Here is a 14,572-nt window from a genome sequence, read left to right as displayed (position 1 = left end):
TCAGTGCATCACTGAAGAAACAGACTTTGTCAACACAGCCTCAAGGGAGGGATAAAATGAAAAAACACAACCGACTATCGTTGCTGCTGGCAGCTCTTGTTGCGGTGGCGTTTTTCTTTCCGTCATCGACCTGGGCTTACTATGTGTTGACCCCTGAATTCGGCACAAACGGCGTTGTCCTTGATGATTCAGGGCTGGGTGATGATTTGCTCACCAGTGTGGTTACCCAGGACGACGGAAAAATTGTCGCCGCCGGTTATGTCAATAACGGCGCCGTGACCAACATTGCCGTCGCCCGGTACAACCCCGACGGCACGCCGGATTCTTCCTTCAACTCGACCGGCAAATTCACCGCAAGCTCAGGAACCGGCAACAGCAGGGCCGTCGACATCGCACTGCAGGAAGACGGCAAAATCGTTATTGCGGGAACGGCAGAAGAATCTGTCACCGAACTTGTTGTCCTGCGGCTCACATCGGACGGTTTTTTTGACGCAACCTTCGGCGACAACGGCCGGACCAGCCTGCCGGTTGGCAACGGCTCGGTTGCCGATTGCACACTCCAGCTCGATCCAGCGGGCAACATCCTGGTGGGCGGCTCCGGGGAGAACGGTTCGTCAACGTACGGTTTTCTAGCAAAATTCACCACGGAGGGTTCTCTCGCCGCCGGATTTGGCCAAAACGGCATCGCCCTTGCCGACAACCTGCAGGTAAGCGCGCTTACAAGCCTTGAAGTGCAAAACGACAACAGCATCCTGGCGGTGGTGGCGGCAGAGATCACCGCAGAGAACCGGCCGGCTCTGCTGCGCCTTGAAGCTGACGGCACTATTGATCCCTCATTCGGGACCAGCGGGATACAGGAGATAGCCCTCACTAACAGCACCGCCGTTGTCACCGATTCGCTCACCGATACCACGGGAGATATATTTTTGACCGGCTATATCGAGGGTGACACCAGCAGCGCGGCCTTTGTCGCCAAGATTGACAACTCCGGCCAACTTGATCCCGGTTTTGCCACAGACGGGATCTACGCCAGCGCCTTGACGGCCGATTCACGGCTGAACGGTATTGTTGTGGTGGACGAAAACACTATCGCCGCGACCGGGTATGTTACAGGATCAGAGGGCAAAGACGTGCTTCTTGTCACCATCAGGACGGTCTCGGCAAGTCCGGGTGAAACCGAACAGTTGTCAGTCGTCTTCAGCCTGGTATCAGGCGACGATACAGGACAGGCCATAGCAGCTCCCGGTGACGGCTCGATTATCGCTGCCGGATCAGCTTCAAACGGGACAGACAGCGATTTTGTGCTGGCACAATTCGTCCAGCAAACGGCCCTGGCGACCATTGGCGGAGCAGACGGGACAACCTCAGGAATAACAACCTCAGGATATAGAATAACCACACTGCCGGTGATCAACATCACCCGCGTCAGCGCAATGAGCGGAGGGATTATTGAGGATGCCCAGTCACTTCCGGCCTGTGAATCGTCGTGCGAGCAGGAGTGCTCCGACCAGCCCGAACAGATAGACACCTGTCTCTCCACCTGTCTGTCGGGATGCCAGGAAAAACCGACCGTAACCCTTCGCGGTATCGTCTACGGCACCAGTAACCCCCCGGAGTATGAAACCGCTCCCGAGGAAAGTCCGACTCCGACCGAAGATACCCAGAGTAGTGAGCAGAGTTCTCTCTTCCCGCAGGATGCGGCCAATATCTCCTATTTTGTAAAAAGAGGGCAGACGGAAAACGGAAGCGGCACCGGTCAATACACCGCCGATATTGCTGAAGTAACACCGGATACGACCTATTTTGTCCGTGCCTATGCCGTCCTCTCGGACGATACGGTAATTTACGGCAACACCCTTCTGTTTACCTCTCAAGATGCCTGTTTCATCGCCACCGCAGCCTACGGGACCATAGCCGACAAACATGTCTTTGTTCTTCGCGAATTCAGGGATAAAGTGTTACTGTCGAGCAAACCCGGCAGATACCTGGTGGGAACCTATTACAGGATTTCACCCGTAATCGCCAACTTGGTCGCCGAAAACCACGCAATCCGGATACTGGTACGGGCTCTGCTTTTACCTGTTATAGCCTTTGCCGCGTTCGTATTGTACACCAGCCTGGCTGTCAAAATTGTCCTTCTGGCAACCACTGTCTTGACTCCGGCTATTTTTTACGCAGTTATCAAACGAAAAGAGGTCAGCTAAATGAAATCAGGCGGGAGACGATCTGCTTACAATTTTTCCCTGAAAAAAGAAGGATTCACACTCATTGAACTGTTGGTGGTACTGGTCATCATAGGCATTCTGGCCGGGTATATCGGACCCAAGATAATGGGGCATCCCGAAGAGGCAAAACGGACCAAGGCGGTGCTGCAGATCCAGGGTCTTGAAACGGCATTGAAACTCTATAAACTCGACAACGGGAGCTATCCCACCACCGAACAGGGGCTGCAGGCACTGATCGAACCGCCCACCACTGGCAAACTGGCGAAAAAATGGCGGGATGGAGGATATCTTGAAAAATCGATAGTACCGCTCGACCCGTGGGGGTATGAATTTGTCTACCTCAGCCCGGGAATCAATGGGGATTTCGACCTCAGCGCCTACGGGGCGGACGGGGAAGCCGGAGGTGAAGGAGACGCACGGGATGTCAACAACTGGGAAATTGAATAGCGGCGCTACTCCTGTGTTACCCCCGTTGGTCGGTGATGATGACAACATGTGGCGAGAAAAGGGGTTCACCCTGATGGAGCTGGTTGTTGTCTGTGCCATAATCGGCATCATGCTCTCCATTGTCGTTCCGGCAATGCGCGGCTTCGTCTTTGGCGATCCCCTGAAGACATCGTCGCGCAAACTCATCGGATATGTGGCCGAGGCAAGAAGCAGATCGATCCGCCTGCAGAAACCGTATATTCTCTATATCAGCCAGCTTGAAAACCGTCTCAGCTACGAACCGGCGGCAAGAGAGGAGACAGATGCTGAGACCGGTGAAACGGCCCGGGAGTTCAAGCTGCCCGATTCGGTTTCAATTTCGGAAATATGGGTTGAAGGGGAAAGCGGCGTGGAGGGAAAACTCGGTGTATGGATCAATGAGCAGGGATACATGAACCAGACGATGATACAGCTCCAGGATGACGCGGGGGAATCGGTAACACTGCATTTTCACACCTTCCTGGACACGGTTTCCATAACCGATGATTTCACCGTCCCCGGCCGGAGCGGCGACCTATGAGAAAAAAAGTCGCGACCTTGCCGACATCCCGGACCACGCGTAACGACCGCGGTTTCACCCTTCTTGAGGTCCTGATAGCCGTCGCGATCCTCTCCATCTCCCTGGGGGTGCTGTTCGGTTCACAGTCACGGAGCCTTGACTATGCGATGGAGGCCAGCTTTAACTTTACCGCCCCCATGCTCGCAGCAAAAAAATTCGCAGAACTCGAGGCGATGCAATCGATAGAGGACAATGAGGGCAATTTCGGTGAAGAATATTCCGACTATGGGTGGAAACTTGAAACGGAAGAGGCGTCTTTTCTCTACCTGGCGAGCCTGCAGGATCTGCAGCCGCCGATTGTCAAAGCGACACTGACGGTCTTTCGGGAAGATACAAGCCTTTCTTGTTCACTTATTTTTTATGGCCAATGGTAAAATGTCTTTCTTTCCGGTTGCAGCAAAAAGCCGCAGGGTATGCCAGCAAGGCTTCACTTTGCTGGAGGTTCTCTTTGCCACAACAATTCTGGCCGTTGTCATCTCGATTGTATACGGTGCCTACCACACCTCCTTTCGCACAATTTTTGGTGCCGGGGAGGTGGTGCAGGAAACCAGTGATGCCCGGATAATTATCGAGAGATTCAACGAGGACCTGTTTGCGGCCGTCATCGGAGCGGGAAGTTATCTTGAAGGAGAGCAGCAGGCCATCTCCGAAAAACGGGCGGACAGGCTGCGTTTTATGTCATCAACCTGTCTCCAGGTCGGCAACAACATACACAGTCAAGGACGCTGCATGATCAGCTACGAGACAGAACCAGACGACGAGACCGGTCTGCTTAGGCTGTTGCGCAAGAGCGTACCGTATCGTATCGGCCAGCAGTCGATCCAGGATTCCCGCTCCCACCTGATCGGAAAAGGCCTCGCCCTGGTACGGATTACCTATATGGACAGCGACGGAAACGAGACCGACGAATGGCACAGCAACCCGGATGACGAACCGGCGCCGGGAAATACCGAGGGCGCAGAACTCCCCCGGCTGATAACCCTGACTTTTTCCTTTGCCGGCAACAGCGATGAAGAAGAACAATCCTCCAAACAGTACCGGACCGCGGTCTATCTACCCGCATCCACCGTGCAACAGCAGTAAGCGGCACAATGGGACAACAGACATCAAAAGGGTCGGCAACATGAACCTTGGCCCAGGCAACCAGAAAGGCGTGGCACTGCTGATAACCGTAATGACCCTGACCCTGCTGACAGCGCTGACCGTGGAATTTCACCGCGCAACCTGGCAGAAACTGCTCGCCGCCGATACATATAAGACCAGGGGAGAACTGCAGGCGATAGCCATTTCCGGTGTAAATATCGCAACAGCGCTCTTGGAAAAGGATTTTGTTGACAACAATTTTGACAGCGCACTCGATGACTGGGCCGCCGTCAAAACCGCCGATTTCGAAGAACTGTTCCCCGACGGCACCCTTGTCCTTACCATCGAAGATTTATCGGGAAAACTACCGATAAACAGCCTGGCGGAACAGGCGGGTCGTACCCCCCCCGGCGAAACAAATCCTGCACTGGAGTTGCAGAACATATTTCTCAACCTGCTCACGTCGGGAGTCTTCAACGTTGAAGGGGAAACAGAGGCCGAAAACATTCTCGACGCCATCATCGACTGGATCGACACAGACGACAAAGAGTCTGATTTCGGCGCTGAAAGTGGATACTACCAATCCCTTGAACAACCTTACGACTGCAGAAACGCTCCGATACAATACATCGAGGAATTACTGCTGATCAAAGGAATAAGTCCGGAACTTCTCTACGGTGACGGGGAGAGGGAAGGGCTGGTCGACTACATCACCATCTACGGTGATGATGGCAGGATAAATATCAACAGTGCCGACCGGTTGCTGATAAAGAGTTTCGATCCGACCATCGGCGACGAATTGTTAGAAAGATTTGACGATTTTCGAAAAATGCCTGAGAATAAGGAGAAACTTTCTTCGCCAAACTGGTATACTGAAACCAGCGGTTGGCCAGGGGATATTGTTTTGAGCAATACCATAACAACCACCAAAAGCAGTTTCTTCCAGATACGGTCCACCGGGATCTCCGAAGACCTGAGCAGGACAATAGTGATCGATCTGCAACGTGACAGCGATGGTAATCTCATTACAAGAAAAAGAATCGTGGAGCAGCAATGACCGAAAACCTGTTTTGCCTTGAATTGCAAAAAGACTCTTTCGCGGCAATTGTCGTGGACGCCAGTTCCCGCGCGAAGGTGGTTACCGACTGCTGTTTTTTCAAGGATCCGGACCTCTCTCTGGAGCAGGTGGCAGAAGAACTCAAGCAAAAAACAGGCACTAGTAACATCCGTTGTGTTCTTCTTTTTTCACCCGATTTCTTTTTATTTCACAATCTGTCTCTGCCTTTTGGGGACAAGAAAAAGATCGCCCAGGTTCTGCCCTATGAGCTCACGGAGAATTCCCCTGTTGCCGCAAGCTCCCTTGTTCTCGATTTCCTTCCCAGCAATTCAACGACAAATGAGACGGATATCCTCCTGGCCGGACTTTCGCGGGAACTGCTGAGCAAGCGGCTGTCAACACTTGCAGCGGCGGGACTCGATCCGGACAGGATAACAATTTCCGGGGAAGCCGTCTGCCTCAATATTGCCGAAGGGTTGCAACAAAAAGATTTTGTACTGCTTAACTGCCAGGAAAAGTTTATCCATCTTTTTCTGGTACGCGATGGTGCCATCGTCCTTATCCGCTCTATCGCCTGCGGCTCTTCTTCTGTTGAGGCAACAGTTCTGGAAATCTCCAGAAGCCTGCGCGGAGCCGGCGGTCGAAATGGGGAGTCGACCGGTCCGAATTTCTATCTTTCAGGCAATAAAAAGCACAGCAACGAGCTGGCCGATTGCCTCACCAGGCAGTATGACTCGGCAACAGTTCAGCTGTTCGCGCAGAGCGAGCAGCCTTTTATAAAAATAGATGAAAAAATCAGCAACGATTATGATCCGGAACGGATGGACCAGCTGCTGGCGCAGACCGTCAGGGTTAACGGCAAGGGTTTCAATTTCAGAAAAGACGAGTTCAAAAAATCAAAATCGATAAAAGAGTACCGTTCCATCATATTCAGAACCGGCATTCCCCTTCTTCTTTTGGCGGTGATTTTCTTTGGGTACCAAGGATACAAGCTTCGAGAATTGAAGGTGAAGCATGAAACGCTTCGACATGAAATCGCAACGGTTTTCCAGGAGACAGTTCCTGAAGTGACGAGAATCGTAAACCCGATACAGCAGCTGAAGGTTATCAACAACAATATCAGCACCACCTATAAGGCAGGGATCCCCGGCGGCGGGGAACAGCATTCGATGATCGGTCTTCTGATCGAACTGTCGGCACGCATACCACGCTCGTACAAAATCAAGATCACGCGGCTGGTTGCCGATCTTGATACCGTGAGAATAAAAGCCCTGACATCCGATTTCAATACGGTTGACAATATCCAGAAGGAGCTCGAGAAATCTGCGATGTTCAGCAGTGTGACAATAAGTTCTGCCAACCAGACCGCAAAAGGCGACAACGTACGTTTTGAACTGAACCTGAAACTTGCCAGGTAAACCATCGATGATCAGACAGCTCAAACATAATAAATATCTGGCCCTGATATGGAAAAAACTGGGGTTTAACGATCTCAACCCCAGGGAGAGATGGGTTCTCATAGGCGGGCTTGTGTTCGTGGCCGGCTTTGTCTTCCTGCAGCTGGTCGTTTCACCGTTTCTTGCGGCAAAAGACAAACAGATAGAGTCGGTTGCACGAAAGCAGCGAGAGTTGCTGGAGATCCAGGAGCTTCGCCGGGAATATCTCAGCCTGAAATCCCAGGAGAACTCCATCCAGGGCAAAATTGCAAAACGTGACAAAAATTTCACGCTGTTCACCTTTCTGGAAACGCAGGCGGGAAAAGCCGGGGTAAAAAAACAGATAAAATATATGAAACCGTCCGTAATCGAGGGTGATTCCGTTTTTAAAGAAGTCATGGTAGAGATGAAACTGCAACAGGTATCACTTGATTCCCTGGTAACTTTTCTTCGCCAGGTCGAATCGGATGAAAAGGTGGTCTTTATCAGCAGGCTGCTCATCCAGGAAAACGATGCGGGATCGGGCGAACTCGACTCCATCCTGCAGATTGCCACTTTTGAAACCAGGGAGAACTCATGATGCGGGCTCTGTTTTCCATGCGAACGGTGTTGTTTTTCCTCTACGGCCTGGTGCTGGTGATCGTTTTGGCCTACGTTCGTTTTCCCGCCGATGATTTTAAAACATATTGCGAAAAATCTCTGGCCGACCTGCTCCAGGCCAAGGAGTGCAGGATAATGGAGATATCGTACCTTTTTCCCGCAGGAGTCCGGCTGCAGGGACTCACCCTTGTTCAACCCAACGGCGGCGCGGTTGACAGTTTCACCATGCAATCCCTGAAGATTTCTCCAGGAGGCTGGAATTTCTGGAGAAGCTTCGATCTTGACACCAGCCTTTACGAGGGGACGGCGACGGCACGGATTATGCTCGACTGGAAAGGAAATCTTTTTCAGTTCACCCAGATCGAGGGGAAAGAGATAGAGCTTGCCAGGTGGAACGACCAGGAACAATCGCTGCCGAGAAAGATTTCCGGCCTGCTCTTTTTTTCGGGGAGATACAGCGGAAATTTCTCCACCCCGTTTGAGGGAGAGGGTAAAGGCAATGTCATCGTCCAAGACAGTGCCATAGAACTGCAGCGCCCCCTGCTCACCCTATCCCTGCTGACCATCACGGAGGCGGAATCGAACCTGCACTATAGAGGCCGGCTGCTGTCGGTGACAGAAGGGAAATTTTCCGGCAGGGACCTGCGCGGTGATTTCGAAGGTGACATAGAGTTTTTCGGGCAGAAAGGGAGGTCGGCTCTGAACATTACAGGCAACCTTGTACCACAGGCCGGTTTCTTTAAAGATCATCCGGACGAGGCGGAACTTGTTCGAGAATTGCTGATCCGTTACAATGCCCACCAGCTTCCTTTCGAGATGGGAGGCTCGGTGGTTAGACCAACCTTCAGTCTTGCCGAATAGCGCTTATATGCATAGCCGAAATTCAAACATAGTTATTCTATTTATCATTACCCTGGCCGCGGTGGTAACGGTTGAGGGATGCTATTGGGCAATGGAACATTTTCTCTTTATGGAGGCGAAGGAGATACGGACGCAGGATCAGGTGGTCGCCAGCAAACAGTTGGTGGCAAGGGCACCAAGACCCATACGCCAGGATTACCGGATCATCGTCAGAAGGAACCTGTTCGGCGCCGACACCCAATCACAGAGCGGTAACACCAACATTGAAAACACCGAACAGCTGGCGCCGACCCAGCTCAACCTTGTGCTCATGGGCACCGTCTTGTCCGGTGGCGACGGCGATCACGCCTTCATCCTCGACCAGCAGAACAAGAAGCAGGAGCTTTACCGCACCGGAGATACCGTTCAGGGCGCCCAGATAAAAGAGATTCTCCGGCGCAAGGTCATCCTGCACCGCGACGGTCAGGACGAAGTTCTCGACATGGCTGAAGCGGAAAAAGTCAGGGCCTCCTACGCACAAACTAACAACGTAACAAGGCCGACAGCCGCCCGTTACCGCCGGACACCGGAACAGGTATCAACCCGGGGCATACCGAGAAGAAACGTTACTCGACGACGAATTGTAAGACCAACCCAAAGAACCCTTCCCAGGAGAACAATCGCACAATGACCCCTTTGTCTGACAGGAAGCTCATGTTCAAGCTTATCAGTTTTTTTACCGGACTAGTGCTGTTGACAGGCGCAGCTCTTCTTCCCTCGCCCCTCTGGTCCCAGGAACCCTCTTCGTCCTCAGTTTCAGACAAAAAGGAGGGAAAAGGCGGGAAATACATCACCATCGACTTCGACAATGTCGACATCCACCTTTTTATCAAATACATAAGTGAGTTGACCGGAAAAAACTTTGTCATAGACAAAGCGGTACAAGGCAATGTTTCCATTATTTCACCAACGAAAATAACCGAGGAACAAGCCTACAAGGTTTTTGAATCGGTGCTGGAGGTACACGGTTTCACCACCGTCACCGCCGGCCCCGTGATCAAGATTCTGCCATCGGCGCGGGCACGATCGCAAAACCTCGAGATGGTACAGGGGAAAACGACGCAGGACCCTGACGATAAAGTCGTAACCCAGCTGGTACCACTGAAATACAGTTCCCCTGAGGATCTGAAGAAGATACTCACCCCCCTTGTCTCCCAGACATCGGTTATTATCGCCCATACCCCGTCCGGAATGCTCATCATCACGGAGACCCAGGCAAATATTCACAAACTTCTGGGGATCATTAAAGTCCTTGATGTCGAGTCCCGCGAAGACGAGATCGCGGTCATCCCCCTGCACAACGCTTCCACCGACGCTCTTGCCAAAATATTGAACACCGTATACCAGAGGTCTGCAGCCTCCCAGCGGGCAGCCGCCGGCGGCCAGGACAGTGAAACAGCGAAGATTGTCCCCTACGATAGGGTAAACGCCCTGGTTGTACTGGCCAGTACCGGTGAAATGAGCCGTATCCGCAGCCTGGTGAAGCTGCTTGACACTGAAGTTGCACGTCCCGAGGGCAATATTCACGTCTACTATCTGCAACACGCCACCGCCGTTGAAATGGCAAAAGTACTCAACGCCCTGCCCGAGCAGCAGCCCCAGAAAGGTACCCAGGAAAAACCCAAGACCGCGGCCATATCAACAGATGTGCAGATCATGGCTGACGAGGAGACCAACGCCCTTCTGATAACAGCTTCAAGGGACGAGTATGCGGTTCTGGAATCGGTCATCAAGCAGCTCGATATCCCCAGGCGCATGGTCTACCTCGAAGCACTTATAATGGAGGTCGACGCCGACAAAACCTTCGATGTAGGAGTCCAGTGGGCGGGGGCCGGAGCGTTTGACGACACCACAGGTCAGCTGGTCACTGGGTTCAGCGGCAGCGAGGGCTTCAACCTGCTGGAAGGCATTTCGGTGGAAAACCCCGCGTTGCCGGCGGGATTTTCCATTGGCGTCCTCAAACAGGGGATCCAGATAGGTGATGTCGTCTTTCCCAATATCGCGGCAATCCTGAAAGCATACAAGACCGATTCGGATGTAAACATAATCACCACGCCCCAGGTGCTGACGATGGACAACAAGAAAGCCGAGATTTCCGTCGGCCAGAACGTTCCCTACATTACCAGCCAGAATACCAGCGTTAACAATCAGGACTATACCCAGTACGAATACCGAGACGTTGCGACCAAACTCTCTATCATGCCGCACATCAACCGCGCCGACGCCCTGAGGCTGGAAATAGAAACGGAAGTGACCAGGATTAAAGGCACGGCGGAATCGGGTACCCCAACGACCTTCAAGCGCACCGCCAGCACCACGGTGGTCCTAAACAACAACGATACCGTGGTCATCGGCGGCATTATCGGCAGCGACTATGACGACACCGAGTGGAAAATCCCGCTGCTCGGCGATATCCCGGTGTTGGGGTGGCTGTTTAAAACACACAACATGAACAGCAGGAAGACCAATATGTTTATCTTCATAACCCCGCGGATCATAAAAAATCCCGCCGATTTGATCGCGGCGACCATGGAAAAAGAGGACACCATGGAAGCGCTGCAGCCCGGGGTGAAACAGCATACAAATAAAAAGCCAAATCCAGAGCACACCCTGAACCTTCTTGACCGCGGGTATTACAAGCTGCAGGAAAACAGGATCGACGAGGCGATGGACTATTTTCAGGCTGCCCTTAAGATCGATCCGCACAACCCCTATGCCCTGTTCAATATCGGGGCGGTCTATGAAATAAAGAGCGACCCTGCCAACGCACTGAAAACATATGAACGGATCATCGCGGACGGCGGCAGCGGGAAACAGCCGGGTTTTACACCACAACAGCATGCACCGCTGATCAACCAGGCGCAGGCGGGTGTTAAGCGTGTTTCCGGCATCATGGAACAACAACACAACCAAAGCGAATAGATTCATCTTCGATATACCGGGACGCCCTTTGACGACCATGAAAAAGATTGGAGAAATTTTAGCAGAAGAGACCGGACTGTCGCAGGAGAAGATAGAATCCGCCCTCGCCGAACAACAAGAGACGGGGCAGCTCCTTGGTGAAATCCTGCTCAGAAGAGGTGAAATTGCCGAACAGGACATTTTAAGCGCCCTCGGCAGACAGCTGCAGATGGAAGTCATCCAGGTATTACCGGCAAATTCCCAGGTAACTTTTGCCGACGTAATCCCGATCGGTTTTCTTAAAAAGTTCAAGCTGGTGCCGATCCTCACCGACGAAGATCAGTATATCGCCGTGAACAATCCCCTTGATTTCCAGCCGCTGGACACCCTGCGTTCGACGTTGCAGCTGGAACAAGTCCGCGCGGTCATCGCCCCGGCCCAGCAAATCCTCAACGTCATCAACTACGCCTACGATATGACCCAGACCTCGGCAAGCGAGGTCATGCAGGATATAGACAATGAAGATCCCGAACGGCTCTTCTCTGAGATAGAGGAGGTCGGAGACCTTCTTGACGACACCTCCGACTCCCCGGTGGTCAGGCTGGTGAACCTGATGTTTTCCCAGGCGGCAAGAGACAACGCCTCCGATATTCATATCGAGCCTTACCAGAACAGCCTGAAGATCCGTCAACGGCTGGACGGGATCCTGTACGACATGCTGAGCCCGCCCAAGCACGTGCAGTCCGCCCTTGTCTCGCGGATAAAGATTATGGCCAAACTCAACATCGCCGAAAAGAGACTGCCCCAGGACGGGAGGATCGAACTCAAGGTAGCTAACAACGAGATCGATGTGCGGGTCTCCACCCTGCCGACCGCCTTCGGCGAACGTGTCGTCCTCCGTCTTCTCAAAAAAACCGCTGCCATGATCTCCTTGGGCGAACTCGGAATGTCAAGAGAGAGGCTTGCGCAGTTTACCAAGGAGATTCGTTCGCCAAACGGTATAGTCCTGGTCACCGGCCCCACCGGTTCCGGCAAAACCACAACCCTGTATGCTGCCCTTACGGCTATCAACTCCACCGACATCAACATCATCACCGTCGAAGACCCGATCGAATATCGTATCAGCGGAATCGGCCAGGTACAGGTCAACCCGAAAATTAACCTCACCTTTGCCTCGGGGCTGCGCTCCATTGTACGACAGGACCCGGATGTTATCCTGGTTGGTGAGATACGGGACTCGGAGACCGCCGAAATTGCGATACAGTCGGCTCTGACCGGACACCTGGTCTTTTCAACCCTGCACACCACCGACTCAGCCGGAGCCGTCACCAGGCTGTCGGACATGGGCATCGAGTCTTTTCTGATTGCATCGTCGGTCAACGCTATTGTCGCCCAGAGACTGGTTCGGATAATATGCAGGGACTGCAGGGAAGAGTACGAGCCTGCCGTTGAGTTCCTGGAAAACATAGGCATGGCAGCGCAATTTTCAGGGAAAAAAGTGTTCCGGGGCAAGGGATGTGTCAGGTGTCAGCATACCGGCTACAAGGGCAGGGTGGGAATTTTCGAAACCCTCATAATGGACGATGACCTGAAAAAACTGGTCCTGAAGACGTCAGACGCCAACCAGATAAAGGCTGCAGCGGTGGCAAACGGCATGATCACCCTAAAAGAAGACGGAGTGGCCAAAGTTTTGGACGGCACAACCACCATCGAAGAACTCTACCGGGTGTCAAAAGCGTAGCCGCCACCAGCAACCGTCGCCTGAATGGCCCGGCTGCTGGAAACTGTTCCTGCCAATTTTCGCAGTGTCAGTCCGGGATCACCCGCAATGCCAGGAACTGATCGATAAAATCGGTGGGTATTGCAATGAGTCCTGCGATTTTCTCCAGTATTCCGCGCTCGGCCGCCGAGACAGTTCCGCTTGCTTTGGCGACAAGACACAAATCGCGCAGGACCTGCATGCGCTGGGGGATTGAAGAATAGTTCCTGGCGTTTGCCGCACGTTCATCCAAGGTCTGCTTTACCCGCTCTATATCAAGATTTTTCGAGAACTCGCCAACCCCGAAAAATTTTTCGAATATTGCTATTTCATCACTGCCGATACCGTCACTTGCGTCGGCGACCGCTATGGCACCGGCCCAGAGCAGGCGACGCATATGGATGGACGCTTCAGTCCGCCCCTCTATATAGTTGGGCTCCATCAGTTCCATCAGATCCTGGACCGACACCTCAAGCTCATCCCGGCTCATGCCGTTTTCCCGCACATAGAGGGAGTCGTGGTACAGCTGCAGCGCCTTGACCCGAAGCGGACTGAAAGGATGGGTGGCGAACCAGTCCTCCTTTGGTCCGTATCTGCCCGGCTCACTGTCTTCGAGTTGCATATCCTCGACCTGTTTGAGGAAATCATCCAGGTCGAACCGGATCATTTTGCCGCTCAGCCCGGATGCAAGCTTGAACAGGGCCATGGCAACAGTGTCAAAATCACCGGCACAAAGAGCGCCGGCTCGGTCTGCTGAAATTTCCGCGTAACGGGACCAGGCGAACAGTTCAAGGACCAACCGCGGCTCAGGGGCGGTGCCGCCCTGGAGCAGGTGACCGATGGGAATGTCGTGGTGGCGATAGATATGATGCCCCAGTTCGTGGCCCATGACGAATCGCAGTTCATCCATTGAAAACGACTCGAGAAGGCTCGACGAAAACATGATAAACAGCCGGCCGTCTTCAGGCTTGAAACACATGGCGTTGAACTGCGGGCTGGGAAAAACATAAAGCTCAAGGGGAGTTTTCCCTTCGAGTAGACCAATACATTCATCCGCCACTTTGTGGACTTCCCAGGCCATCTCCCGGCTCAACCGGACCGAGGAAGAAAGCAGCCTGCGCCTGACCCCGGTATAGTTCCCGTCTTCCCGGCTCTCAAGAAACTCGTTGACCCTTCTTACATCGGGATGGTGAAGCAGCCTGTTGAATATTTCCAGATCATTCTGGCAGCGTACGGTCTGTGCATTCATTTTTACTCCGGTACGTTGCGGCAGGACAGCGAAGATTGCCTGCGCTATTTTCACCCTGCTATGGGCAATTAATTTTCTGAGAAAAATCGGTAACCTTCACCCTTTGACCTGCCTGAAAAGGGGCAAAGTTCTGCCGTCATCAATGACCTGATCAAGCCGCCATTGCGCCGGAATATAAACATTGCGATCAAATTTCGAGAAGATATTTCTGTCTTTATTTAAATAAAAGCTGTTGAGTTGCAAAAAATTCCATAACCGGGGTTCGGCGCTCCAAAGTACCCGGACAAGCCGGAATGCCAGAAGCGCCCGTACCATAA

General features: G+C 52.8%; 13 protein-coding genes. 12 read left to right on the top strand and 1 reads right to left on the bottom strand.

Features of this window, described 5'->3' with window-relative positions:
• The first annotated feature begins 56 nt into the window (after window positions 1-56).
• The 12 genes from BLQ17_RS04700 to gspE are packed head-to-tail and all read left to right on the top strand — an operon-like array spanning window position 57 to window position 12,988.
• Window positions 57-2,204, top strand: coding sequence for a delta-60 repeat domain-containing protein (locus BLQ17_RS04700; RefSeq protein WP_092220306.1), 2,148 nt, complete (start codon window positions 57-59; stop codon window positions 2,202-2,204).
• Entirely contained in the window at window positions 2,205-2,672 is a 468-nt protein-coding gene (gspG, locus tag BLQ17_RS04695) for a type II secretion system major pseudopilin GspG (RefSeq protein WP_092220304.1), read from the top strand.
• Window positions 2,647-3,231, top strand: a complete 585-nt coding sequence (locus tag BLQ17_RS04690; protein WP_176761090.1) for a pilus assembly FimT family protein — start codon at window positions 2,647-2,649, stop codon at window positions 3,229-3,231. Before gspG ends, BLQ17_RS04690 begins: the two co-directional genes overlap by 26 nt.
• Window positions 3,228-3,644 (top strand): type IV pilus modification PilV family protein, encoded by a 417-nt coding sequence (locus tag BLQ17_RS04685; RefSeq protein ID WP_092220301.1) that lies wholly within the window; start codon window positions 3,228-3,230, stop codon window positions 3,642-3,644. Before BLQ17_RS04690 ends, BLQ17_RS04685 begins: the two co-directional genes overlap by 4 nt.
• A gap of 1 nt (window position 3,645) precedes the next feature.
• On the top strand, window positions 3,646-4,353 hold the full coding sequence (locus tag BLQ17_RS04680) for a PulJ/GspJ family protein (RefSeq protein ID WP_176761089.1): 708 nt from the start codon (window positions 3,646-3,648) through the stop codon (window positions 4,351-4,353).
• A gap of 40 nt (window positions 4,354-4,393) precedes the next feature.
• Window positions 4,394-5,410 carry a type II secretion system minor pseudopilin gene (locus BLQ17_RS04675; protein WP_176761088.1) on the top strand — a complete coding sequence of 339 codons (1,017 nt, stop codon included), beginning with the start codon at window positions 4,394-4,396 and terminating at the stop codon, window positions 5,408-5,410.
• Window positions 5,407-6,828 carry a PilN domain-containing protein gene (locus BLQ17_RS04670; RefSeq protein ID WP_092220295.1) on the top strand — a complete coding sequence of 474 codons (1,422 nt, stop codon included), beginning with the start codon at window positions 5,407-5,409 and terminating at the stop codon, window positions 6,826-6,828. The genes BLQ17_RS04675 and BLQ17_RS04670 overlap by 4 nt, the downstream gene beginning before the upstream one ends.
• Before the next feature lie 7 nt (window positions 6,829-6,835).
• Window positions 6,836-7,426, top strand: coding sequence for a type II secretion system protein GspM (gspM, locus tag BLQ17_RS04665; RefSeq protein WP_092220293.1), 591 nt, complete (start codon window positions 6,836-6,838; stop codon window positions 7,424-7,426).
• Complete coding sequence (gspN, locus tag BLQ17_RS04660) at window positions 7,423-8,307, top strand: type II secretion system protein GspN (RefSeq protein ID WP_092220291.1); 885 nt, start codon at window positions 7,423-7,425, stop codon at window positions 8,305-8,307. The genes gspM and gspN overlap by 4 nt, the downstream gene beginning before the upstream one ends.
• Window positions 8,308-8,314: 7 nt before the next feature.
• Window positions 8,315-8,977, top strand: a complete 663-nt coding sequence (locus BLQ17_RS04655; RefSeq protein ID WP_176761087.1) for a type II secretion system protein N — start codon at window positions 8,315-8,317, stop codon at window positions 8,975-8,977.
• Window positions 8,974-11,268 (top strand): type II secretion system secretin GspD, encoded by a 2,295-nt coding sequence (gspD, locus tag BLQ17_RS04650; RefSeq protein WP_092220284.1) that lies wholly within the window; start codon window positions 8,974-8,976, stop codon window positions 11,266-11,268. The genes BLQ17_RS04655 and gspD overlap by 4 nt, the downstream gene beginning before the upstream one ends.
• A gap of 37 nt (window positions 11,269-11,305) precedes the next feature.
• Window positions 11,306-12,988, top strand: coding sequence for a type II secretion system ATPase GspE (gspE, locus tag BLQ17_RS04645; protein ID WP_092220281.1), 1,683 nt, complete (start codon window positions 11,306-11,308; stop codon window positions 12,986-12,988).
• A gap of 67 nt (window positions 12,989-13,055) precedes the next feature.
• Here gspE and BLQ17_RS04640 read toward each other — a convergent pair whose 3' ends face one another.
• On the bottom strand, window positions 13,056-14,255 hold the full coding sequence (locus BLQ17_RS04640) for a M48 family metallopeptidase (RefSeq protein WP_092220279.1): 1,200 nt from the start codon (window positions 14,253-14,255) through the stop codon (window positions 13,056-13,058).
• Between the last annotated feature and the right edge of the window lie 317 nt (window positions 14,256-14,572).

Source organism: Desulforhopalus singaporensis, from assembly GCF_900104445.1.
Classification (GTDB): Bacteria; Desulfobacterota; Desulfobulbia; order Desulfobulbales; family Desulfocapsaceae; genus Desulforhopalus_A; species Desulforhopalus_A singaporensis.
The sequence above is the reverse complement of the archived record's forward strand: the minus strand, read 5'-3'. Positions and strand labels throughout refer to the sequence as shown.